Source organism: Burkholderia sp. RF2-non_BP3, assembly GCF_001522185.1.
Taxonomy (GTDB): domain Bacteria; phylum Pseudomonadota; class Gammaproteobacteria; order Burkholderiales; family Burkholderiaceae; genus Burkholderia; species Burkholderia diffusa.
On record NZ_LOSU01000036.1, the window covers coordinates 297,832 to 318,749 of the forward strand.

A 20,918-nucleotide genomic window follows, 5' to 3' on the forward strand; every position below is an offset into this window, starting at 1 on the left:
CAGCCCGGGTCAGCCCTTCACGCGCCGCTGCCGCACCGCTTCGTACAGGCACACGCCGCTCGCGACCGACACGTTCAGGCTTTCGACGCTGCCGGCCATCGGGATGCTCATCACTTCGTCGCAGGTGTCGCGCGTGAGCCGGCGCATGCCTTCGCCCTCCGCACCCATGACGATGGCGACGGGGCCGTCGAGCTTCGTGTCGTACAGCGTGCCCGGCGCCTCGTCCGACGTGCCGATGATCCACACGCCTGCCTCCTTCAGCTCGCGCAGCGCGCGGGCGAGGTTCGTCACCGTGATGTACGGCACCGTGTCGGCCGCGCCGCTCGCGACCTTCGCCGCGGTCGCGTTCAGGCCGACCGCGCGGTCACGCGGCGCGATCACCGCATGCGCGCCGGCCGAATCGGCGACGCGCAGGCACGCGCCGAGGTTGTGCGGATCGGTGACGCCGTCGAGCACCAGCAGCAGCGCCGGGCCCTGGATGCCGTCGAGCAGCTCGGACAGGTTCTGCGCGAGCGGAACGTCTTCGACGCGCGCGACGACGCCCTGATGGCGCTCGGTATGCGCGAGGCCCCACAGGCGGGTTTCGTCGGCTGCGATCAGCCGCACGCCCGCTTCCTTCGCGGCGTGCAGGAAGTCCTGCATGCGGCGGTCGCGGCGCGTCTGGTCGTACAGCACCTCCGCAACCGTCGACGCATCGTGCCGCAAACGTGCGGTCACCGCGTGAAAACCGTAAAGAACCTTCAGACGTGACATGACTGGAACAACCTTCGATCAAACGTGCGGCCGCGCGATGGGCGCAGCCGCGATTCATGGAAAAGGAAAGCGCCGCGTTGCCGGCCGGTGACCGGTAGAACGCGGCGTCTCTCGATACTGCAGGGGCGTGTGCATGCACCGCCCCGAACGCTCAATACTTCTTGCGGGCGTGAACCTTCTTCGCGGCCGTCTTCGCCGCCACGCCGCCCTTCTTCTTCGCGGCACGCGCCGCACGCGCCTCCTTCACCGCGACGGTCGGCGCGCTCGCCGCCTTCTTGCGGCGCGGCGCGGCTTCCTCCACCGGCGGCAACGAGCGCACGCGCGGGCCACCGCGATCGTTACCGTTACCGGCGACAGCCGGCGCCGGTACCGTACGAGGCGCCTTCACCGGCGTGTCGCGCACGAGGCGGAAATCGATCTTGCGCGCGTCGAGATCGACGCGGCTCACCTGCACGCGCACACGATCGGACAGGCGATAGCGGATACCCGTGCGCTCGCCGCGCAGCTCGTTCTTGATCTCGTCGTACTGGAAGTAGTCCGAGCCGAGTTCCGTGACGTGCACGAGCCCTTCGATGAACAGCGTATCGAGCTGCACGAAGATGCCGAACGACGTGACGCCGTTCACCATCCCGCCGTACTCCTCGCCGAGCTTGTCGCGCATGAAGTAGCACTTGAGCCAGGCCTCGACGTCGCGCGACGCTTCGTCGGCACGGCGCTCGTTCGCCGAGCAGTGCAGGCCGAGTTCTTCCCAGATCGCGGTGTTCGATCGCGAACGGCCGCGCGCTTCGTCGTCGGCCTGCTGCATCGCGCGGGCGCGCGGCGAGAGCGCGGTGTTCAGCTCGAAGCCTTCCGGTGCCTTCGGCACGTACTTCTTGCCCGACAGGATCGAGTAGATCGCGCGGTGCGTGAGCAGGTCGGGATAGCGGCGGATCGGGCTCGTGAAGTGCGCATACGCCTCATACGCGAGACCGAAGTGACCGATGTTGTCCGGACTGTAGACGGCCTGCTGCATCGAGCGCAGCAGCATCGGCTGCAGCATCTGCGCGTCGGGCCGGTCGCGGATCTGCGCCATCAGCGCGGCGTAGTCGCTCGCATGCGGCTTGTCGCCGCCGCCGAGCGACAGGCCCATGCCGCGCAGGAACGCGCGCAGGTTCTCGAGCTTCTCCGGCGTCGGGCCCGCATGCACGCGGTACAGGCCCGGGTGCTTGTTGCGCTTCAGGAAGTCGGCCGCGCAGACGTTCGCGGCCAGCATGCATTCCTCGATCAGCTTGTGCGCATCGTTGCGCTGACGCGGCACGATCTGTTCGATCTTGCCCTGCGAGTTGCAGACGATGTACGTCTCGGTCGTGTCGAAGTCGATCGCGCCGCGCTTCTGGCGGGCGGCGAACAGCGCCTTGTAGACGCCGTACAGATCCTGCAGGTGCGGCAGCAGGTCCGCGCGGCGCGCGGCCTCCGGCCCCTTCGTGTTCGACAGCACGGCGGCGACTTCGGTGTACGTCAGGCGCGCAGCCGAATGGATCACGGCCGGGTAGAACTGGTACGCCTTGATCTCGCCGCGCGCCGTAATCACCATATCGCACGCGAGCACGCAGCGGTCGACCTGCGGATTCAGCGAGCACAGCCCGTTCGACAGCTTCTCCGGCAGCATCGGGATCACCCGGCGCGGGAAATAGACCGACGTGCTGCGTTCCAGTGCGTCGGCATCGAGGCCGTTGCCCGGCTGCACATAGTGCGACACGTCGGCGATCGCGACGATCAGGCGGTAGCCGTCGCCGCGACCGACCTTGGTCGGCTCGCAGTAGACGGCATCGTCGAAGTCGCGGGCGTCCTCGCCGTCGATCGTCACGAGCGGCACGTCGCGCAGATCGACGCGGAACCGCAGGTCGGCCGGCCGCACCTTGTCGGGCAGCGCGGCGGCTTCATCGAGCGCCGGCTGGCTGAATTCATGCGGCACGCCGTACTTGCGCACCGCGATCTCGATTTCCATGCCCGGATCGTCGATGTCGCCGAGCACTTCGACGACGCGGCCGAGCGGTTGCGAATGGCGGCTCGGGAAATCGGTCAATTCGACGACGACGACCTGCCCGACCTTTGCCTTCTTCACGTTCTGCGTGATCAGGATGTCGTGGCCGATGCGCTTGTCTTCGGGTGCGACGATCAGCGCGCCGTTCTCGTTGAGCAGGCGGCCGATCACGCGCTTGTTCGCGCGCTCGGTGACTTCGACGACATGGCCTTCCGGGCGGCCGCGGCGATCGTAGCCGACGATCCGCGCGAGCACGCGGTCGTTGTGCATGACCTTCTGCATTTCGCCGTTCGGCAGGAACAGGTCGTCCTGGCCGTCGTCGCGGATCACGAACCCGTAGCCGTCGCGATGCCCCTGCACGCGGCCGGCGACGAAATTCGACGGATGGGTAAGCTGATAGTGGCCGCGCTTGTCGAGGCGGATCTGGCCGTCGCGTTCCATCGCGGCGACACGCCGGAAGAACCCTTCGCGCTCCTGGCGCTTGATCGACAACGCTTCGGCGATGTCGTTGGCTGCCAGCGGCGCGTCGCTCGTACGCAGCACGCCGAGAATTTCTTCACGGCTCGGAATGGGGTACGGATATTTGCTCAAGGGTTTGTCGATGATTGTTCTCGTTGCGTTGACTGATGGTGCACGGCATCAACATAGAAGTGTCCGTCAGACAGTTCTATAGTGACGGCGGCGGACCATTCTATCACCCGCCTGTGCCGCCAAATGACGCGAATGCCGCGTGCGGGCGCTGCAGCGGCCGGTTTGCGGTGCATCGCAAAAAAGTGTTGACACGATTAATTGGGGCGCTATAATTTCGCTTCTTTGCAGCAAGCAGCTACTGCAAAACGTGCCCAGGTGGCGGAATTGGTAGACGCACTAGGTTCAGGTCCTAGCGGTGGCAACATCGTGGAGGTTCGAGTCCTCTCCTGGGCACCATCTGTTTTTGAAAAGGTCGGCTCTATGCCGGCCTTTTTTCATTTCAAGCCTCGCATTACGCGCGCTGGCCGCGCCATATGCCCGTCACGCCGATCGATAGCAGAATTGATCGGTGATCGATTGCCCTCCCCGTTGGTACGTTAGCCGCTTTGCTTTCGACGAATCCGGCGAGGAACACGATCCATGACGTCGATGCATCCGCCGCACGTTCGCATGTGCGATGCCGGCCGCCGGCATCGCGGCGCACGCGAGAACTCACCATACACGCTGCGCATCGGTCGACACGAATCCCGCCGCGAGGATTCCGTAGTCCCTCAGAACGTCGGTGAGCAGCAGAAGAACGCCGATACGTTTCGCGCAGCTGGTTTGCTGCACACCTGCGTCGACACAGCTGATGCGCTGCGCAGGAATTTCGCGGCAACGCGTGCGATTCCGATCTGCGCGTGACGCCCTGAATATGCGACGCGCGAAATTTTTATGGCCGTCGCACAAATTGTATTGACAGACTTTCAAGACACGCTAAAATAGCGGTCTTCGCATCGCAGCAAGCGAAACGTGCCCAGGTGGCGGAATTGGTAGACGCACTAGGTTCAGGTCCTAGCGGTGGCAACACCGTGGAGGTTCGAGTCCTCTCCTGGGCACCACTTATTTAAGAAAGGCCGGCTTTTAGCCGGCCTTTTTCTTTTTCAGGCGCAAAGCGCTGCGCTTGCAACCGCAACTCGGGGCACGCGCCCGCGTTACCAAGCCCCCTCCGCTTTCCAGAAACGGGCGGCCTATCCCGGCCTTCTGTCATCTCCGACTCAAGCAACGAAGCGGAATCGGGCGCGCGAATTTCGAGATGCCCGGCGAACTCGATGGATACGCGACGCACACCTCGCCCCTTCACCGATTCAGCAGCCGAACGCTTCATCAAGACTCGCCCCGGCTGTCGATGTCAGGCGCCGTTCCAGCGTTTCGCGGCAATCGCGACACGCTCGCCCAGCACTTCCGCCGTCTTGCGATCGCTCTCAAGAATCGCATCGCCGCCCTCGTCCGCATTTGCCTGCGCCATCGCACCGAGGAACGACCCGAGCCGATTCAGATCGTTGACCGAACCCGCACTGCTGTTGTTGCCGGGCATCAGGCCGAGGCTGACCCACAGCATCTGATGCTGGGCAGCGAAGACCGCCAGTTGTTGCAGCGTCGACAGCTTGTCGCCGCTTTGCGAAGCCGACACCGTGAAACCGGCTGCCAGCTTGTCACGCCACTTGCCCCAATGCTTCGACGATGCGTCCATGAAGCCCTTGAACTGAGCGGACGCACTGCCCATGTAGGTCGGCGAGCCAAAGATGATCGCCTTCGCATCGCGCTCCAGGTACTCCCAGTGTTCGTCGATCGCGTCGACGGGGATCAACTTGACCGACGCGCCGTCGACTTTCTCGACGCCGCGAGCAACTGCGTCCGCAATAACGGCTGCGTGGCCGTAGCCGCTGTGAAAAACCACTGCAATTTCAGACATGACGAACTCCTTGACGCGGACCGCTCCGCAATAAACGTTACTGCTACGGTAACATAAAAAGTCGCGATACAAGCGACTTCACCCACAGGTGCCGCACGCGCCATTGCGTGTCGGCGCCTGCGCGATGCACACGGCCCGCCGGGCCAGCGGGCAATCGTTGCGATTGCATCCTGTAGCCGCGGGGGCAGCCCGGACGACAGGATGTCGTCGAGAATAATTTCTCCGGCGACAAACGTGAATGCGCATTCAGGAAATTCGCTCGATCCTTTCCGGCAGTAATTCCTCGCGCCGGCATCGACGGGTCAATGTGTTCAGACGCGACGAACCAGGCGCGCCCTTTTTCTCACCGATCCAAACGATCGCGCAAAAATCTGTTGACACGCCCTTCAGTCACGCTATAATTGCGGTCTTTCGCGATGCAGCAAAGCGAAACGTGCCCAGGTGGCGGAATTGGTAGACGCACTAGGTTCAGGTCCTAGCGGTGGCAACATCGTGGAGGTTCGAGTCCTCTCCTGGGCACCATCTGTTTTTGAAAAGGTCGGCTTTATGCCGGCCTTTTTTCATTTCCGACTCCAGAATCCCTGCGGGCGCGCTTGCGAATTCACCGCGGCAGCGCAACTCACCACAGCCACCAACACGCACCGAGTGCCGAATCCACGCCCGCCCTCGTGCGCGGGGACAATCACTTCGCCACCCGTGATTCGCCTCACCCTTGCCCACCAGCATCCATCCCCGCCCCAGAGGCAAAACCGGGATTTCCCTAGGCTGACACGCCGCCGCTCACGCGGTTAAATAAATCAACGTGATTTATTTAATGCGTCGCAATCGACGCGCCCCATGGAAGGAGACGCCATGAGAAGCCCGCACATCGGCCAGGGAAGCAACTCGGCCAACGTGCGCCGTTACAACGAGCGCCTGCTGTTGAAGACGCTGCGCCGTGCGGGTAGCGCATCGAAGGCCGACCTGGCCCGTCTCGCGAACATGACGGGCACGGCGGTCGGCAGCATCATCGCGTCGCTCGCCGATGCGAAGCTGATTGCGTTCGCCGGCCGCACCGAAGGCCAGCGCGGCCAGCCGGCATCGCTGATCCGCCTCGATCCGCGCGGCGCGTTCGGCATCGGCGTCCATCTCGACCGGATGCGCATCGAGACGGCGCTCGTCAATTTCGCGGGCGACGTGCTCGGCCGCCGCTCCCACGACATGCTGCTCCCCCCGCCCGCCGACGTGCTCGACATCGTGCGACGCGACATCGATGCGATGCAGGATCTGCTTCCCGCGCATGAGCGCGCGCGCCTGGCGGGCGTCGGCGTCGCGCAGCCGTACAACCTCGGCGCATGGATGCGCGAGCTCGGCCTCGCGCCCGACACGTTCCGCGCATGGGAAGACGTCGACTTCGCGAGCGACCTCGGGCGCACGCTGTCGCTGCCCGTGTTCGGCGAAAACGACGGCAACGCGGCCGCGATCGCCGAACTGTTCTACGGGTACGGCCGGCAGTGCGACGACTTCGTCTACCTGTTCATCGGTCCGGCGATCGGCGGCGGCATCGCGATCGACGGCGACTGCCTGCGCGGCGTGACCGGCAATGCCGGCGACATCGCCGTGATTCCCGTCCCGCCGAGCCGGCTGGCCTCCGCGCCGCCGCCGCGCGGCCCGTGGGACATCCTGCTCGCCCGCGCATCGCTGCATGCGCTGGTGCGCCACCTGCGCCATCACGGCGAGACGGTCGAGAACCGCGCCGATCTCGAGGCCTGCATCGCGCGCGGCCTGCCGGCGGTCGACGAATGGATCGACGACTGCGTCGACGCACTCGCCCCGGCATTGCGCGCGGTGCTGTGCGTCGTCGACGCGCCGGTGGTCGTGCTCGATGCCGATACCGACGCCGGCCTGCTCGATGCGCTGACGACCCGCCTGCGCGCGGCGCTCGTCGCCACCGCGCCGGAAGCGCGCGGCACGCCGACGCTCGTGCGCGGCACGTTCGGCGCCGACGCCGGTGCGATCGGCGCCGCGACGCTGCCGATGTTCTTCAACTTCTCCCCGCGGGCCGGCATCCTCAAGGGCGCCCGCACCGAATCGCAGGAGGTCAACCATGTCGCGTTCTGAGTCGCCCCGGCCGCTGCTCGAGATGCGCCGGATCAGCAAGACGTTCCCGGCCGTGCGCGCGCTCGACAACGTCAGCCTGACCGTCTATCCGGGCGAAATCCACTCGCTGATGGGCGAAAACGGCGCGGGCAAATCGACGCTGATGAAGATCCTGTCGGGTGCGTATCGCGCCGACGCCGGCGGCGAAATCCTGATCGACGGCGAGCGCATCGACGTCGACGGCCCGCTTGCCGCGCGCGATGCGGGCGTCGCGGTGATCTACCAGGAGCTGTGCCTCGCGCCGAACCTGACGGTGGCGGAAAACATCTACGTCGGCCGCGAACTGCGGCGCGGCAACCGGCGCTGGGGCACCATCGACCGCGCGGCGATGGCGCGCGGCTGCCAGGACGTGCTCACGCGTCTCGGCGCGCCGTTCGGGCCCGACACGCTCGTCGGCACGCTGTCGATCGCCGAACAGCAACTCGTCGAAATCGCGCGCGCCGTGCACACCCGCGCACGCATCCTCGTGATGGACGAACCGACGACGCCGCTGTCGTCGCGCGAGACCGAGCACCTGTTCGGCCTGATCCGCCAGCTGCGCGAGGAAGGTCTCGCGATTATCTACATCAGCCACCGGATGGCCGAGATCTATGAATTGTCCGACCGCGTGTCGGTGCTGCGCGACGGATCGTACGTCGGCACGCTCGAGCGCGAATCGCTGTCGGCCGAGCGGCTCGTCGCGATGATGGTGGGCCGCGACATCTCCGGCTTCTACAAGAAGGAACATGCGCCGTACGACCCCGGCCACCTGCTGCTGTCGGTACGCGACATCGCCGACGGCGACCGCGTGCGCGGCTGCAGCCTCGACCTGCATGCGGGCGAGGTGCTCGGCATCGCCGGGCTCGTCGGCGCGGGCCGCACCGAGCTCGCGCGGCTGATCTTCGGCGCGGAACCGCGCACGCGCGGCGACGTGAAGCTGGGCGATCGAACGTTCGGCGCCCATTCGCCCCGCGACGCGATCGACGCGGGCCTCGTCTACCTGACGGAAGACCGCAAGCGCCAGGGCCTGTTCCTGGACATGAGCGTGCGCGACAACATCAACATCTCCGTGTGCAACCGCGACGCCCGGCTCGGCGCGCTCGATCTCGCACGCGGCGCCGAACGCGCGCGCGACGCGATCGCCTCGCTGTCGATCCGCGTGCCGAACGCGAATGTGAACGTCGGCGCGCTGTCGGGCGGCAACCAGCAGAAAGTGCTGCTGTCGCGCCTGCTCGAGACGAAGCCGCGCGTGCTGATCCTCGACGAACCGACACGCGGCGTCGACATCGGCGCGAAATCCGAGATCTACCGGATCATCAACGAACTGGCCCGTGCGGGCGTCGGCGTGATCGTGATCTCGAGCGAGCTGCCGGAAATCATCGGTGTCGCCGATCGCGTGCTCGTGATGCGCGAAGGCGAGATCGCCGGCCAACTCGGCGGCCACATGCACACACCCATCACGCAGGAAGCGATCATCGCGCTCGCCACCGGCTCGCAGGCCGAACTCGCCGACGCGCACTGACCACGCCCCCTTCATCTCCCTCTTACGTCCAGGTACCGACATGATCAACCCGACCAAGCAGCGGAACCTCGCTTCCGCGACGGCCCATCCGGTGGCCAACCGTACGCCGCTGATGCGCGGCGCCGATCATCGCGCGCGCATGCAATCGCTGATGCGCACCGCCGGCATGCTGCCGGTGCTGCTGGTTCTGTGCATCGGCTTCGGATTCCTGACCGACGGCTTCTTCACGCTGCAGAACCTGTCGATCGTCACGCAGCAGGCCTCGATCAACATCGTGCTCGCCGCCGGCATGACCTTCGTGATCCTGACGGGCGGCATCGACCTGTCGGTCGGTTCGGTGCTCGCCGCATCGGCCGTCGCCGCGCTGCTCGCGTCGACCATCCCCGGATGGGGCTGGCTCGGCGTGCCGATCGCGCTCGCGGTCGGCCTCGTGTTCGGCGCGATCAACGGCGGCTTGATCTCGTTCCTGCGCCTGCCGCCGTTCATCGTCACACTCGGCGCGATGACGGCCGTGCGCGGGGTCGCCCGCCTGATCGGCAACGACACGACCGTCTTCAACCCGCAACTGCCGTTCGCGTTCATCGGCAACGGCACGATCCTCGGCGTGCCCTGGCTCGTCGTGATCGCGTGCGCGGTGATCGCGCTGTCCTGGTTCATCCTGCGCCGCACGGTGCTCGGGATGCGGATCTATTCGGTCGGCGGCAACCCTGAAGCCGCGCGCCTGTCGGGCATCAACGTGCGGGCGATCCAGCTGTTCGTGTATGCCGCGTCGGGTCTGCTCGCGGGTCTCGGCGCGGTGATGTCGGCCGCGCGGCTCTATGCGGCCAACGGCCTGCAGCTCGGCCAGTCGTACGAACTCGATGCGATCGCCGCGGTGATCCTCGGCGGCACGAGCTTCGTCGGCGGCGTCGGCTCGATCGTCGGCACGCTGATCGGTGCGCTGATCATCGCGGTTCTGACCAACGGTCTCGTGCTGCTCGGCGTGTCCGACATCTGGCAATACATCATCAAGGGGCTCGTGATCATCGGCGCCGTCGCGCTCGACCGCTATCGACAGCGCGACTCGGCCCGTACCTGACACGCACTCCTCACCATTCAACCATCAGGGCGCAGGCAGGTCCTCCTGCGCCCGTCCGCCAACGGACCTTCCGGAGACACAACGACATGTTCAAGCACAAAGCCGCCCTGACCGCCATCGCCTGCGCGCTCGCCTTCGGCGCCGCCGCCGCCCACGCAGCCGACAAGCCGCTGAAATCGATCGGCGTCACGGTCGGGTCGCTCGGCAACCCGTACTTCGTCACGATCGTGAAGGGTGCCGAAGCACGCGCCAAACAGCTCAACCCGAACGCGAAGGTCACCGCGGTTTCCGCCGATTACGACCTGAACAAGCAGTTCACCCAGATCGACAACTTCATCTCCGCACACGTCGACATGATCCTGCTCAACGCGACCGATCCGAAGGCGATCGAGCCGGCGGTGAAGAAGGCGCAGGCGGCCGGCATCACGGTCGTCGCGGTGGACGTCGCGGCAGCCGGCGCGAACGCGACCGTGCAGACCAACAACGTGAAGGCCGGCGAGCTGGCGTGCGACTACCTCGCGAAGAAGCTCAGCGGCAAGGGCAACGTGATCATCGAGAACGGCCCGCAGGTGTCGGCCGTGATCGATCGCGTGAACGGCTGCAAGACCGTGCTCGCGAAAAACCCGGGCATCAAGCTGCTGTCGAGCGACCAGGACGGCAAGGGCTCGCGCGAAGGCGGGATGAACGCGATGCAGGGCTACCTGACGCGCTTTCCGAAGCTCGACGGCGTGTTCACGATCAACGACCCGCAGGCGATCGGCAGCGATCTCGCGGCGAAGCAGCTGAATCGCCCGAACATCGTGATCACGTCGGTCGACGGCGCGCCGGATATCGAGGTGGCGCTGAAGTCCAACACGCTCGTGCAGGCGTCGTCGAGCCAGGACCCGTGGGCGATGGCGCAACAGGCCGTCAACGTCGGCTACGGGATCATGAACGGCCAGAAGCCGGCCAATCCGATGATCCTGATCGAGCCGACGCTCGTCACGCGCGACAACGTGAAGGGCTACAAGGGCTGGAGCAGCCCGCGCTGATCGCGCGACGCCACCCGCGATCCCGGGCGGTGTCGGGCCGCGTCGCCGCGCGCGGCGCCCGGCTCTGCCCGTCCGCTCACCTCAACCGCTGCACCGCCGCGCGACACGCCACGGCACAAGGTTTCGACATGACGATGACGTTCCCCCGCCTGATCGTATTCGGCGAAGCGCTGACCGATTTCATCCGCGACGACGCGCAGCACTGGCGCAGCGTCGCCGGCGGCTCGTGCTGGAACGTGGCGCGCGTCGGCGCACGGCTCGGCGTGCCGACCGCCTTCGCCGGCACGGTCAGCCGCGACATCTTCGGCGACGAATTGATGCGCAGGAGCGCCGATGCCGGGCTCGACCCGCGCTTCATCCGGCAGGTCGATCGCGCGCCGCTGCTCGCGATGGTCGTGTCGAAACAGCCGCCCGATTACTTCTTCATCGGCGAAAACAGCGCCGATCTCGCGTTCGATCCCGCCGACTTGCCCGACGGCGCGCTCGACGCGGCCGAGATCGTGCACGTCGGCTCGCTCGGCGTCGTGCGCGAGCCGCTTGCATCGCGCCTGATCGACGTCGTGCAGGCTGCACGCGCCGCCGGCAAACGAATCTCGTTCGATCCGAACTATCGCGCGCCGATGGCCGCGCCGTCGTATCGCGCCACCCTGCGGCGGCTGGCAAGTCTCGCCGACTGGATCAAGGTCTCCGACGAAGATCTGCGCGGCCTGTTCCCCGAACGCGACGAAGCCGCCGCGCTCGCGCAATTGCGCGCGTGGGCGCCCGATGCGAGCGTGCTCGTCACGCGCGGCGCGGCCGGGATGCAGCTCCTGCATCGCGATTCCGCGCTGTTCCAACCGGCGTTCGCGACCGAGGTCGCCGATACCGTCGGCTGCGGCGACGCCAGCATCGGTGGCTGGCTCGCCAGCCAGCTCACGCGCCCCGGCGCATCGGCCGCCGATCATCTGCGCTATGCGGCCGCCTGCGCGGCGGTCGCCTGTGCGCATGCGGGCGCATATGCGCCGACGGCTGCCGAGGTGGCAGAGGTGATGGCCAACCCCGCGACCGCCGAAGCGGCCGACGCCGCGCTGTCGCACTAGGCGGCACCGGAACGCGCGGGACGGCGCGTTCGCCTCGCATCGTCACGCACCGCCCTGCGCGCCCTTCCCGCCATTACCGCGCGCCTGCAGCAGTTGCAGGCTCTCGTCGACACTCAGTTCGGACATCGCGTCGTCGCGCAGCGTCTCGTCGGCCGCGCGGCGCAGCGCATGCAGCGCGTGCTCCTTGAGCCGCACGATCGCAAACTGCAGCCCACGGGCCGCGCATTCGGCCGCGAACGTACGCAACGACTCGATCGTCGTGCCGTCCACGTCCGGCGTTTCCTCGAGACTCAGCAGCACGGTACGCGTATCGGGCGCGGCCTTCATCAGCGCACGCACGCGATTGAGCATCCGGTCCGCGTTCGCGAAGAACAGCTGCGCCTCGGGCCGCACGATCAGCACGCCGGGTACCGGCGTCGCATCGGCATGGTTCGCGACGTCGACGAAGTCGTGCCCGTCGCGCAACCGGCCGAGCACGCTCACGTTCGGCTCCGACAACTTGCGCAGCGTCAGCAGCAGGCTCACGCCGATGGCCGCGAGCAGGCCGTGCAGCACGCCGAGCACGAGCACCGCGAGCAACGCGGCGATCACGACGAGCCGGTCGCGATGCCAGACCCAGTACGGCCGGAACACCGTCGGATGCAGCGAGTGGCTGACCGCAAAGATCACGATCGCCGCGAGCACGGGCTCCGGCGTGCGCGCAAGCTGCGGCAGCAGCAGCCACACGATCAGCGCGACCACGCCGGCCGCCCACAAGCCCGCGAAACGCGACCGCGCACCGGCCGCCTCGTTCGCGGACGTCGCCGAATATCCGGCGCCGACCGGCATCCCGTGCAGCAGCCCCGACACGAGGTTCGCGCAGCCGAGGGCGACGAGGTCGCGGTTCGGCGACACGCTGTCGCCATGCTTCAGCGCGAAGTTGCGAATCGATCCGTACGACTCCGCATACAGGATCAGCATCAGCGCGAAAGCAAGTTCGACCGTCTGCATCCATGCATTGCGGTCGAGATGCGGCAGGCCGAATTCGATGTGCCGGAAATCGATGTGCCCGACGATCGCGATCCCGTAGTGCTGCCAGTCGACCATATATCCGGCCGCGATCGACAGCACGATCACGACCAGTGTCGCGGGCACGCGCGAGCGCCGGCCGAGCACGAACAGCAACGCGAGCGCGGTCGCGCCGAGCGCGACGCTCGCGAGGTTCGCATGCGGCGCGCCGGTGACAAGCTCCAGCGCGACATGCGGCGCGTCGCTGTGCTGCACGGAGATCGCGAGAATCTTCGGCACCTGCTTGATGACGATCGTCAGCGCCAGGCCGAACGTGAAACCGCGCAGCACCGGACGCGCGACGAAATCCGACATGCCGCCCAGTCGCGCGGCACCCGCCAGGATGAACAGCACGCCGGTCATCGCGACGAGCGCGGCCGCCAGCGCGAGTTGCGCGGCAAGCGCCATCCCGGACTCGGCCAGCACGGTCGCGGCGAGCACGGCCGCCGACGACGATGTCGACGACACGATCGCAAAGCGGCTGCTGCCGGTCAGCGCATAGACGACGAGCCCCGACAGCAGCGCGATGAGACCGGCCTGCGGCGGCAGGTTGGCGAGACCCGCGTACGCGACCGCCTCGGGAATCAGCAGCCCGGCGATCGATACGCCGGCCAGCGCGTCGAGGCCGATGCGCTGCATGGGCGGCGACGTTGCCGCATCGAGTGCAGCGAAATGCTCGGGATGCTGCGGGCCGGCATCCGGACGGGGCGGGACGGTCGTCATGAAGTGGCAGGCACCGGGCGCGTATCAGGGCTTGACGGCAATGACGCCCGACCAGCCGGGCAGATAGCGCGCGTCCTGCTCGTGCGCACGGCGCAGCGAGAGGTCGAGCGCCTTCGAGAAGTTCTTGCGGATCTGGTCGAGCGTCACGTGCTGGCGCAGGTAGTCGGCCCACAGGAATTCGCTGAACGGCGTCGCATCCTTCGCGTAGCCGCCGGCCGTGCGCAGCTCGCCCGCAAGGCTCCGGTACGGATCGTCCTCGAGCCCCGTCAGCGCCTTCGGCAAATGCGCGTAGTCGCGACGCGAACCGTCCGCGCCGAACGGATGCACCCACTGGTTGTGTTCCATCATCCGCCAGAAGATCGTGTCGTCGAGCCAGGACAGATCCTTCAGCAGCATCGCGTTCACACGGGTCTCCCCTTCCTCGATCAGCGCGAGGCCGAGGTGGTGATGATCGGTGATGTAGTGCAGCCCGCCCGGGCCGAGGACGGCCGGAAACCAGTGCGACTCGATCGCGGCCTTGCGCGCGCGCTTGTCGAGCGTCTTCCAGTGCTTGCGCTTCGCTTTCACTTCGCGATAGCCGACCGTCATTTGCGTCGGACGCAGTGCGTCGAGCCGGACGGGAATGAGATGAACGTCGTTGCCGAGTGCCATGGTCGTACCCCATGTTACGAATTTCCGGCAACGATACTCCTGATCTGACGAGCCGTTAATACGTCACGGCCTCGATATGCCTGTGCTTGACCATCTCTGACAACCGGACGCAACACTATGCACGCAGGTCGTCGCGCTCGAGACGGTGGCGCACGTAAGGAATCCCGTCGTGAACGACGCTCACGCGGCGCATCCCGAGCTTGCGTGCGACGTTCAGCGAACCCGTGTTCGCCTCGGCGATATCGGCGATCACGCGCGGCAGCCGCACGGTGTCGAACGCATGACGCACGACGGCCGCGGCGGCCTCGCATGCGATGCCGCGCCCCCACGCGGCGCGCACGAGCCGCCAGCCGATCTCGACGTCGCGCGCGCCGCCCGCATAGTCGGGAATCAGCAGGATCCATCCGATGAACGCATCGGGGCCGGCCTTCTCGAAGATCGACCAGTAGCCGAGGCCCGGCGGATACGCGCGCGTGATCCGATGCGTGACGAAGCGGCGATGTTCGTCCGGGTCGTGCCACGGGCCCGCGATGTAGCGCGTGACCTCGGGATCGCGATCCATCTCGATGCTCGCGTCGAGATCGGCCAGCACGCGCGGGCGCAGCCACAACCGCCCGGTCTCCAGGACGGGCAACGCGGCAACGGATGGTTCGGTCATCTGGACTCCTGATTCGGTGGCGATGCGCGTCGCGCACATTACATGACTGATACAAAAAGCCTTCCGGAATGATACAGACGCCTGTCGCCCGTCTCGCGCATGCTCATTTCCATTTTCTCAACAATCCATTTCATAGGGATTATTCCCGATTCGAGGTTATCGCACCCCACGTCGCACGGAGCCGCGGCCTACACTCGATCCATGCCCCCGCACCGCGCGCAAGCCGGGCCGGCATCCGCCAGCGGATCGTGAGCGCGCAAGCCTACGAGGAGACCTCGGACATGAGCTGGACCCGCGAACAACGCAACGTCACGATCGCCGCCTACCTGGGCTGGACACTCGACGCGTTCGATTTCTTCCTGATGGTCTTCGTGCTGAAGGACATCGCCGCCGAATTCGCGTCGACGATCCCCGCGGTCGCGTTCGCGCTGACGCTCACGCTCGCGATGCGCCCGATCGGCGCGCTGATCTTCGGCCGGCTCGCCGACCGGTTCGGCCGCCGTCCGACGCTGATGGTCAACATCGCGTGCTATTCGCTGCTCGAACTCGCGTCGGGCTTCGCGCCGAGCCTCGCCGCGCTGCTGGCGCTGCGCGCGCTGTTCGGCATCGCGATGGGCGGCGAATGGGGCGTCGGCTCCGCGCTGACGATGGAAACCGTGCCGACCCACGCGCGTGGCTTCGTGTCGGGCTTGCTGCAGGCCGGCTATCCGAGCGGCTACCTGCTCGCGTCCGTCGTGTTCGGCCTGTTCTACCAGTACATCGGCTGGCGCGGCATGTTCATGGTCGGCGTGCTGCCCGCGCTGCTCGTGCTGTATGTGCGCACGCACGTGCCCGAATCGCCGGCCTGGAAGCAGATGGAAAAGCGTCCGCGGCCGAGTCTCGCGACCACGATCCAGCAGAACTGGAAACTCACGATCTACGCGATCGTGCTGATGACCGCGTTCAACTTCTTCTCGCACGGCACGCAGGACCTCTACCCCACCTTCCTGCGCGAACAGCATCACTTCGATCCGCATACCGTGTCGTGGATCACGATCGTGCTGAACATCGGCGCGATCGTCGGCGGTCTGTCGTTCGGCGCGATCTCGGAGAAGATCGGCCGCCGTCGCGCGATCTTCGTCGCCGCGCTGATCGCGCTGCCGGTGCTGCCGCTGTGGGCGTTCTCGAGCGGCCCGGTCGCGCTCGCCGCCGGCGCGTTCCTGATGCAGATCTCCGTACAGGGTGCGTGGGGCGTGATCCCCGTCCACCTGAACGAGATCTCGCCCGACGAGATTCGCGCGACGTTCCCCGGCGTCGTCTACCAGCTCGGCAACCTGCTCGCGTCCGGCAACGCGACGATGCAGGCGTCGCTCGCGGTTTCCCAGGGCGACAACTACGGTTTCGCGCTGGCGCTCGTGGCCGGCATCGTGGCCGTCGTGATCGCCGTGCTGATCCTGTTCAGCCGCGAACGGCGCGGCATCGACATGACGCAATCGGTCAATACGCGTAGCACCGTCGGCTGAGCCCGCGCATTGCCGCATCGCACCATCGCGCGTGCCCCATCCCGCCGGGGCCGCGCGACAGACTTTCCGCATTCGCACATCGAACTAGAGGAATTTGTCCAGATTCCGCGCTTGCCCGCGCCGCCCGCGTTTTTTTATCTTAATAAAAACGGCTGTTTGAATCAGATAATCAAATCACCTGTTCGCGGCCGGGCGACCGGCATTGGGAGGCGGGACATGGCAGTCAGTCAGGAGGGGCGACCGTCGGCGGGACGGCCGTCCGGGACGCGGTCATCCGGAAATCGGCAGACCGGCGGGACGAAGGCGCGCATTCTCGATGCGGCCGAGGACCTGTTCATCGAACATGGCTTCGAAGCGATGTCGATGCGGCAGATCACGTCGCGCGCGGCGGTGAACCTCGCCGCGGTCAACTACCACTTCGGCAGCAAGGAAGCGTTGATCCACGCGATGCTGTCGCGTCGGCTCGATCAGCTCAACCAGGAACGTCTCGGCATTCTCGACCGCTTCGATGCGCAGCTCGGTGCACACATCACCTGCGAGCACGTGCTCGGCGCGATGTTCATTCCCGCGCTGAAGGCGTCGCGCGACCCCGAGCGCGGCGGCCCCGCGTTCCTGCGGCTGATCGGCCGCGCGTACACCGACCCGTCGCCGTTCGTGCGCAACTTCCTGACCGCGCACTACGCGAGCGTCGCGGGCCGCTTCTTCGACGCATTCCAGCGCGCGCTGCCGCACCTGCCGCGCACGGAGCTCGGCTGGCGGCTGCACTTCGCGATCGGTGCGCTGTCCGGCGCGCTGGCCGGGGCCGAAACCGAAAGCCTCATCGACGAATTCTCGCAAGGCCGCACGATGAACGACGTGCAGATGATCGCGCGGTTGTCCTCGCTGATCGTCGCCGCGCTGAAGGCGCCGATGCCAGACAGCGCGCAGCTGTCGATCTTCGCGGCCGTGCTCGACGATGCGGGTGCGAGCGAGGCGTTCGGGCTGCCCTCGAGCGCGCCGGCCGCCGATCCGGCGACGGTGCATTCGGCGAGCTGATCGCACGAGGCCGCGCAGGCGGCGATTCACGATTTTGGCGGCCCGGGCCGGCGTTGACACGCTGGCCCGGGCCGAACGAATGTCATGCGGCGGGAGCCAAGTCTGGCTTGCGCGCGTCGACGAAAAAGCATGGGACGAGCGTAAGCGCTGAAGCGCTAACGCTCGTCGACACCGGAGACACATCATGTCCTCATCCGCAGCAACCGCAGCGGCCCAACTCCCGCCGAACACCGACGGCATCTGGTACGCCTCGTATCCGCCCGGCGTGCCGCACGAAATCGACGTCACGCAATACGCATCGCTCGTGCAATTCTTCGACGAATGCACGACGCGCTTCGCCGAGCGCGTCGCCTACGTGAGCGCAGGCGCATCGATGACCTATCGCACGCTCGCGCAAAAAGTCGATGCATTCGCGTCGTATCTGCAAAGCACCGGCGTGAAGCCGGGCGACCGCGTCGCCATCATGCTGCCGAATACGTTCCAGTACCCGGTCGCGCTGTTCGGAACACTGAAGGCCGGCGCGATCGTCGTCAACGTCAACCCGCTCTATACCGCGCGCGAACTCGCGCACCAACTGAAGGACAGCGGCGCGCAGACGATCGTCGTATTCGAGAACTTCGCGCGCACGCTGCAGGACGCGTTGCCGGAAACGCAGGTGAAGAACATCGTCGTCACCGCGCTCGGCGACCTGCTCGCCGACGGCTTCAATGCAAAAGGACGCCTGATCAATTTCGTGCTGAAGCACGTGAAGAAGCTCGTGCCGGCCTACAGCCTGCCGCAGGCGATCCGGCTGCGCGCCGCCCTCGCGCTCGGCGCACGCGGCAAACCGCAACCGGTGCAGACGACGCGCGACGATCTCGCGTTCCTGCAATACACGGGCGGCACGACCGGCGTCGCGAAAGGCGCGATGCTCACGCACGGCAACCTGATCGCGAATCTGCTGCAGGCCAAGGCGTGGATCGCCGACCAGGTCTCGGGCGACGTCGAGACCGTGCTGACGCCGCTGCCGCTTTATCACATCTATTCGCTGACGGTGAACGCGTTCATCTTCATGGGGCTCGGCGGGCGCAACATCCTGATCGCGAATCCGCGCGACATGAACATGGTGATGAAGATCATCCGCAACGAAACGTTCACCGGAATCACCGGGATCAACACGCTGTACAACGCGTTCCTCGACAACGAGGAATTCCGCAAGCGCGACTTCTCGAAGCTCAAGCTCGCGATGGCGGGCGGCATGGCGATGCAGCGCGCGGTCGCGGAGCGCTTTCAGGAGGTCACGGGGCGGCCGGTCGTCGAAGGCTACGGGCTCACCGAATGCTCGCCGATCGTCACGATGAATCCGGTGGATCTGACCGACATGGCCGCGTTCAGCGGCTCGATCGGCCTGCCCGCCCCGTCGACGCTCGTGCGCTTCCGGCGCGAGGACGGCACCTGGGCCGCCGTCGGCGAGCCGGGCGAGCTGTGCGTGCACGGCCCGCAGGTGATGCGCGGCTACTGGCAGCGGCCCGACGAGACGGCGAAGGTGATCGACGCCGACGGCTGGCTCGGCACCGGCGACATCGGCGTGATGGACGAGCGCGGCTTCATCCGCCTGATCGACCGCAAGAAGGACATGATCCTCGTCTCGGGCTTCAACGTGTATCCGAACGAGATCGAGGAAGTGCTGGTCATGCATCCGGGCATCAGCGAAGCCGCCGCGATCGGCATCCCGGATGAAGTCCAGGGCGAACGGATCAAGGTCTTCGTCGTGCGCCGCGACCCGACGCTGACGGTCGACGACGTGCTCGCGCATTGCCGCAAAAACCTGACCGGTTACAAGATGCCGAAGTTCGTCGAATTCCGCGACGCGCTGCCGCAGACGAACGTCGGCAAGATCCTGCGCCGCGCGCTGCGCGACGAGGAACTCGCCAAGCTCAAGGCCGCGAAGCAAGGCTGAACGATCCATCGCCCCGGGAGACGCTGTCGATGAACGAAGGAACGAAGCGCCGCACGCGGCACGCCGCCGCGGCCGTCGCGTGCTTGTTGTCGCTCGCGCAAGCCGGCCTGCATGCGCAGGAAACCGCCGCCGCCGCAAGCGCGGCCCAGGAGGCCGCACTGCCGGCGGACCTGGCGAAGGTCACGCGCGAGCCGGTCGCGCAGCAGGCGCGCTGGCTGCGCACGGCCGCACAGCGCGGCGCGCTCGCACAACTTGACGACGCGACGCTCACGGCGCTGTTCAAGACCCTCGATCCGCTCGCCGTCCCGCTCTATATCCGCAACGGTCCCAATGGCTATCCGTCGTACCAGTTCACGATGGTGCGCCAGGAGCGCATCAGCGGGAAATGGTCCGACACGCCCGACCGCATGCTCGTGAAGACGACCCGCGAACCGTTGCGGGTGTATGCGAAATGGCTACCGGGCGGCGCGCATGCCGGACAGGAGACGATCTACGACACGACCCAGCGCAAGGACGAGATGTACGGCCATCTCGGCGGCCTGCTCGGCAAGATTCCGCTGTGGACGGCGCTCGACGGCGCACTCGCACGCGCACAGTCGAATCACCAGGTGAAGGATCTCGGCACCGAGTTCATCACGAACCTGTACCTGACCGAAGGAAAGAAATACCAGGAAGCCGGCGTGCAGCGGCCGACGCAGGTGGAAGCGAAGACGATCGGCGGCGTGCGCGTCGTCGCGCTCACCTACGAGACGCCGACCGGCCGCCCGCAGTTCTACGCGAAGAAGGAAACCCTCGGGCTCGACCTGCACGCGCCGTACTTCAGGACCGTCGAATCGTATGACAACGACGGCAAGATCTTCGAACGGATCGTCATCGAGAAAATCGCGCCGGTGACGCTCGACGAATCCGCGTTCGACCCGAAGAATCCGGATTACGCGTTCTGAACGTCACCGGCGCCGCGCAGGTCGCGCTCAATCGTCGTCATCGTCGTGATGCTTGCGCCAATGCTTGTAATAGTGCTTGCGCCATTTCCGGTAACCGTCGTCGTCCTCTTCGCCGTAGTAGCCGTATCCGTAACCCGGATAGGCGACCACCGCCGGCTGCGGCGCCACATAGACCGGTGCCGGCTCGACATAGACCGGCGCGACCGGCACGCCGATGCCCACCGACAGGTCGACGTGTCCCGCCATTGCACTGCCGGAAGCGAGCAACGCCACACTCCCGATCCACACCGCCAATCCCCTCTTGTTCATGTTCCCCTTCCCGGATCCGCCGGCCAGCCCGGCACGCGCGTCGAATGTAATCGCGCCGCGCGCCGCCAGGTGCTACGCCGT

Annotated in this window: 18 protein-coding genes and 3 tRNA genes; 13 read left to right on the forward strand and 8 right to left on the reverse strand. The window is 66.4% G+C overall.

Going from position 1 to position 20,918, the window contains the following annotated elements; all coding sequences use genetic code 11:
* Positions 1 to 9: 9 nt before the first annotated feature.
* Both rlmB and rnr read right to left on the reverse strand, forming a co-directional pair.
* Entirely contained in the window at positions 10 to 753 is a 744-nt protein-coding gene (rlmB, locus tag WS45_RS20645) for a 23S rRNA (guanosine(2251)-2'-O)-methyltransferase RlmB (protein WP_059467602.1), read from the reverse strand.
* 151 nt (positions 754 to 904) lie between these two features.
* Complete coding sequence (rnr, locus tag WS45_RS20650) at positions 905 to 3,367, reverse strand: ribonuclease R (RefSeq protein WP_059532933.1); 2,463 nt, start codon at positions 3,365 to 3,367, stop codon at positions 905 to 907.
* Positions 3,368 to 3,616: 249 nt separating this feature from the next.
* Here rnr and WS45_RS20655 point away from each other — a divergent pair.
* The 3 genes from WS45_RS20655 to WS45_RS20665 all read left to right on the forward strand — a co-directional run bounded on the left by WS45_RS20655 (position 3,617) and on the right by WS45_RS20665 (position 4,347).
* Positions 3,617 to 3,703, forward strand: a tRNA-Leu gene (locus tag WS45_RS20655).
* Positions 3,704 to 3,886: 183 nt separating this feature from the next.
* Positions 3,887 to 4,150 (forward strand): hypothetical protein, encoded by a 264-nt coding sequence (locus WS45_RS36560; RefSeq protein WP_059701424.1) that lies wholly within the window; start codon positions 3,887 to 3,889, stop codon positions 4,148 to 4,150.
* Between the two features lie 110 nt (positions 4,151 to 4,260).
* Positions 4,261 to 4,347, forward strand: a tRNA-Leu gene (locus tag WS45_RS20665).
* Positions 4,348 to 4,352: 5 nt separating this feature from the next.
* On the opposite strand, the gene WS45_RS35160 is transcribed toward WS45_RS20665, so the two are convergent.
* The gene (locus WS45_RS35160) at positions 4,353 to 4,613 is read right to left on the reverse strand and encodes a hypothetical protein (protein WP_156437244.1); all 261 of its coding nucleotides are present in this window, start codon (positions 4,611 to 4,613) and stop codon (positions 4,353 to 4,355) included.
* Positions 4,614 to 4,637: 24 nt separating this feature from the next.
* Positions 4,638 to 5,201 (reverse strand): flavodoxin family protein, encoded by a 564-nt coding sequence (locus tag WS45_RS20670; RefSeq protein WP_059532936.1) that lies wholly within the window; start codon positions 5,199 to 5,201, stop codon positions 4,638 to 4,640.
* Positions 5,202 to 5,636: 435 nt separating this feature from the next.
* Between WS45_RS20670 and WS45_RS20675 the strand changes: the two genes are divergently transcribed.
* The 6 genes from WS45_RS20675 (at position 5,637) to WS45_RS20700 (ending at position 12,029) form a co-directional block, all read left to right on the forward strand.
* Positions 5,637 to 5,723: transfer RNA gene (locus tag WS45_RS20675), tRNA-Leu, on the forward strand.
* A gap of 330 nt (positions 5,724 to 6,053) precedes the next feature.
* Positions 6,054 to 7,301 (forward strand): ROK family protein, encoded by a 1,248-nt coding sequence (locus WS45_RS20680; RefSeq protein ID WP_059691837.1) that lies wholly within the window; start codon positions 6,054 to 6,056, stop codon positions 7,299 to 7,301.
* A complete protein-coding gene (locus WS45_RS20685) occupies positions 7,288 to 8,841 on the forward strand; it encodes a sugar ABC transporter ATP-binding protein (protein ID WP_059532939.1) in 1,554 nt (517 codons plus the stop codon). Before WS45_RS20680 ends, WS45_RS20685 begins: the two co-directional genes overlap by 14 nt.
* 40 nt (positions 8,842 to 8,881) lie before the next feature.
* Positions 8,882 to 9,919 carry an ABC transporter permease subunit gene (locus WS45_RS20690; protein ID WP_059532942.1) on the forward strand — a complete coding sequence of 346 codons (1,038 nt, stop codon included), beginning with the start codon at positions 8,882 to 8,884 and terminating at the stop codon, positions 9,917 to 9,919.
* Between the two features lie 86 nt (positions 9,920 to 10,005).
* Positions 10,006 to 10,950 (forward strand): ABC transporter substrate-binding protein, encoded by a 945-nt coding sequence (locus WS45_RS20695; RefSeq protein WP_059701426.1) that lies wholly within the window; start codon positions 10,006 to 10,008, stop codon positions 10,948 to 10,950.
* Positions 10,951 to 11,078: 128 nt separating this feature from the next.
* Positions 11,079 to 12,029, forward strand: coding sequence for a carbohydrate kinase family protein (locus tag WS45_RS20700; protein WP_059701429.1), 951 nt, complete (start codon positions 11,079 to 11,081; stop codon positions 12,027 to 12,029).
* A gap of 42 nt (positions 12,030 to 12,071) precedes the next feature.
* Here WS45_RS20700 and WS45_RS20705 read toward each other — a convergent pair whose 3' ends face one another.
* From WS45_RS20705 to WS45_RS20715, 3 genes are all read right to left on the reverse strand, one after another.
* Positions 12,072 to 13,799 (reverse strand): SulP family inorganic anion transporter, encoded by a 1,728-nt coding sequence (locus WS45_RS20705; protein WP_059701431.1) that lies wholly within the window; start codon positions 13,797 to 13,799, stop codon positions 12,072 to 12,074.
* Positions 13,800 to 13,823: 24 nt separating this feature from the next.
* A complete protein-coding gene (locus WS45_RS20710) occupies positions 13,824 to 14,450 on the reverse strand; it encodes a ParB-like protein (protein WP_059691792.1) in 627 nt (208 codons plus the stop codon).
* 115 nt (positions 14,451 to 14,565) lie between these two features.
* A complete protein-coding gene (locus WS45_RS20715; protein ID WP_059701522.1) occupies positions 14,566 to 15,108 on the reverse strand; it encodes a GNAT family N-acetyltransferase in 543 nt (180 codons plus the stop codon).
* A 281-nt stretch (positions 15,109 to 15,389) separates the two neighbouring features.
* On the opposite strand from WS45_RS20715, the gene WS45_RS20720 reads away from it, so the two are divergent.
* From WS45_RS20720 to WS45_RS20735, 4 genes are all read left to right on the forward strand, one after another.
* A complete protein-coding gene (locus tag WS45_RS20720; protein WP_059701433.1) occupies positions 15,390 to 16,610 on the forward strand; it encodes an MFS transporter in 1,221 nt (406 codons plus the stop codon).
* A gap of 216 nt (positions 16,611 to 16,826) precedes the next feature.
* A complete protein-coding gene (locus WS45_RS20725; RefSeq protein WP_059532963.1) occupies positions 16,827 to 17,645 on the forward strand; it encodes a TetR/AcrR family transcriptional regulator in 819 nt (272 codons plus the stop codon).
* A 184-nt stretch (positions 17,646 to 17,829) separates the two neighbouring features.
* Positions 17,830 to 19,584 (forward strand): AMP-binding protein, encoded by a 1,755-nt coding sequence (locus tag WS45_RS20730; RefSeq protein ID WP_059691796.1) that lies wholly within the window; start codon positions 17,830 to 17,832, stop codon positions 19,582 to 19,584.
* A 29-nt stretch (positions 19,585 to 19,613) separates the two neighbouring features.
* Positions 19,614 to 20,528 (forward strand): DUF1571 domain-containing protein, encoded by a 915-nt coding sequence (locus tag WS45_RS20735; protein WP_059532969.1) that lies wholly within the window; start codon positions 19,614 to 19,616, stop codon positions 20,526 to 20,528.
* A gap of 27 nt (positions 20,529 to 20,555) precedes the next feature.
* On the opposite strand, the gene WS45_RS20740 is transcribed toward WS45_RS20735, so the two are convergent.
* On the reverse strand, positions 20,556 to 20,837 hold the full coding sequence (locus tag WS45_RS20740) for a PXPV repeat protein (RefSeq protein WP_059533118.1): 282 nt from the start codon (positions 20,835 to 20,837) through the stop codon (positions 20,556 to 20,558).
* Positions 20,838 to 20,918 lie beyond the last annotated feature (81 nt).

Excerpts from the sequence above, each read along its gene's own strand:
- rlmB (WP_059467602.1), bottom strand. The coding sequence starts at position 753 with ATGTCACGTCTGAAGGTTCTTTACGGTTTTCACGCGGTGACCGCACGT.
- WS45_RS36560 (WP_059701424.1), top strand. The coding sequence starts at position 3,887 with ATGACGTCGATGCATCCGCCGCACGTTCGCATGTGCGATGCCGGCCGC.
- WS45_RS35160 (WP_156437244.1), bottom strand. The coding sequence starts at position 4,613 with ATGAAGCGTTCGGCTGCTGAATCGGTGAAGGGGCGAGGTGTGCGTCGC.
- WS45_RS20670 (WP_059532936.1), bottom strand. The coding sequence starts at position 5,201 with ATGTCTGAAATTGCAGTGGTTTTTCACAGCGGCTACGGCCACGCAGCC.
- WS45_RS20680 (WP_059691837.1), top strand. The coding sequence starts at position 6,054 with ATGAGAAGCCCGCACATCGGCCAGGGAAGCAACTCGGCCAACGTGCGC.
- WS45_RS20685 (WP_059532939.1), top strand. The coding sequence starts at position 7,288 with ATGTCGCGTTCTGAGTCGCCCCGGCCGCTGCTCGAGATGCGCCGGATC.
- WS45_RS20690 (WP_059532942.1), top strand. The coding sequence starts at position 8,882 with ATGATCAACCCGACCAAGCAGCGGAACCTCGCTTCCGCGACGGCCCAT.
- WS45_RS20695 (WP_059701426.1), top strand. The coding sequence starts at position 10,006 with ATGTTCAAGCACAAAGCCGCCCTGACCGCCATCGCCTGCGCGCTCGCC.
- WS45_RS20700 (WP_059701429.1), top strand. The coding sequence starts at position 11,079 with ATGACGATGACGTTCCCCCGCCTGATCGTATTCGGCGAAGCGCTGACC.
- WS45_RS20705 (WP_059701431.1), bottom strand. The coding sequence starts at position 13,799 with ATGACGACCGTCCCGCCCCGTCCGGATGCCGGCCCGCAGCATCCCGAG.
- WS45_RS20710 (WP_059691792.1), bottom strand. The coding sequence starts at position 14,450 with ATGGCACTCGGCAACGACGTTCATCTCATTCCCGTCCGGCTCGACGCA.
- WS45_RS20715 (WP_059701522.1), bottom strand. The coding sequence starts at position 15,108 with ATGACCGAACCATCCGTTGCCGCGTTGCCCGTCCTGGAGACCGGGCGG.
- WS45_RS20720 (WP_059701433.1), top strand. The coding sequence starts at position 15,390 with ATGAGCTGGACCCGCGAACAACGCAACGTCACGATCGCCGCCTACCTG.
- WS45_RS20725 (WP_059532963.1), top strand. The coding sequence starts at position 16,827 with ATGGCAGTCAGTCAGGAGGGGCGACCGTCGGCGGGACGGCCGTCCGGG.
- WS45_RS20730 (WP_059691796.1), top strand. The coding sequence starts at position 17,830 with ATGTCCTCATCCGCAGCAACCGCAGCGGCCCAACTCCCGCCGAACACC.
- WS45_RS20735 (WP_059532969.1), top strand. The coding sequence starts at position 19,614 with ATGAACGAAGGAACGAAGCGCCGCACGCGGCACGCCGCCGCGGCCGTC.
- WS45_RS20740 (WP_059533118.1), bottom strand. The coding sequence starts at position 20,837 with ATGAACAAGAGGGGATTGGCGGTGTGGATCGGGAGTGTGGCGTTGCTC.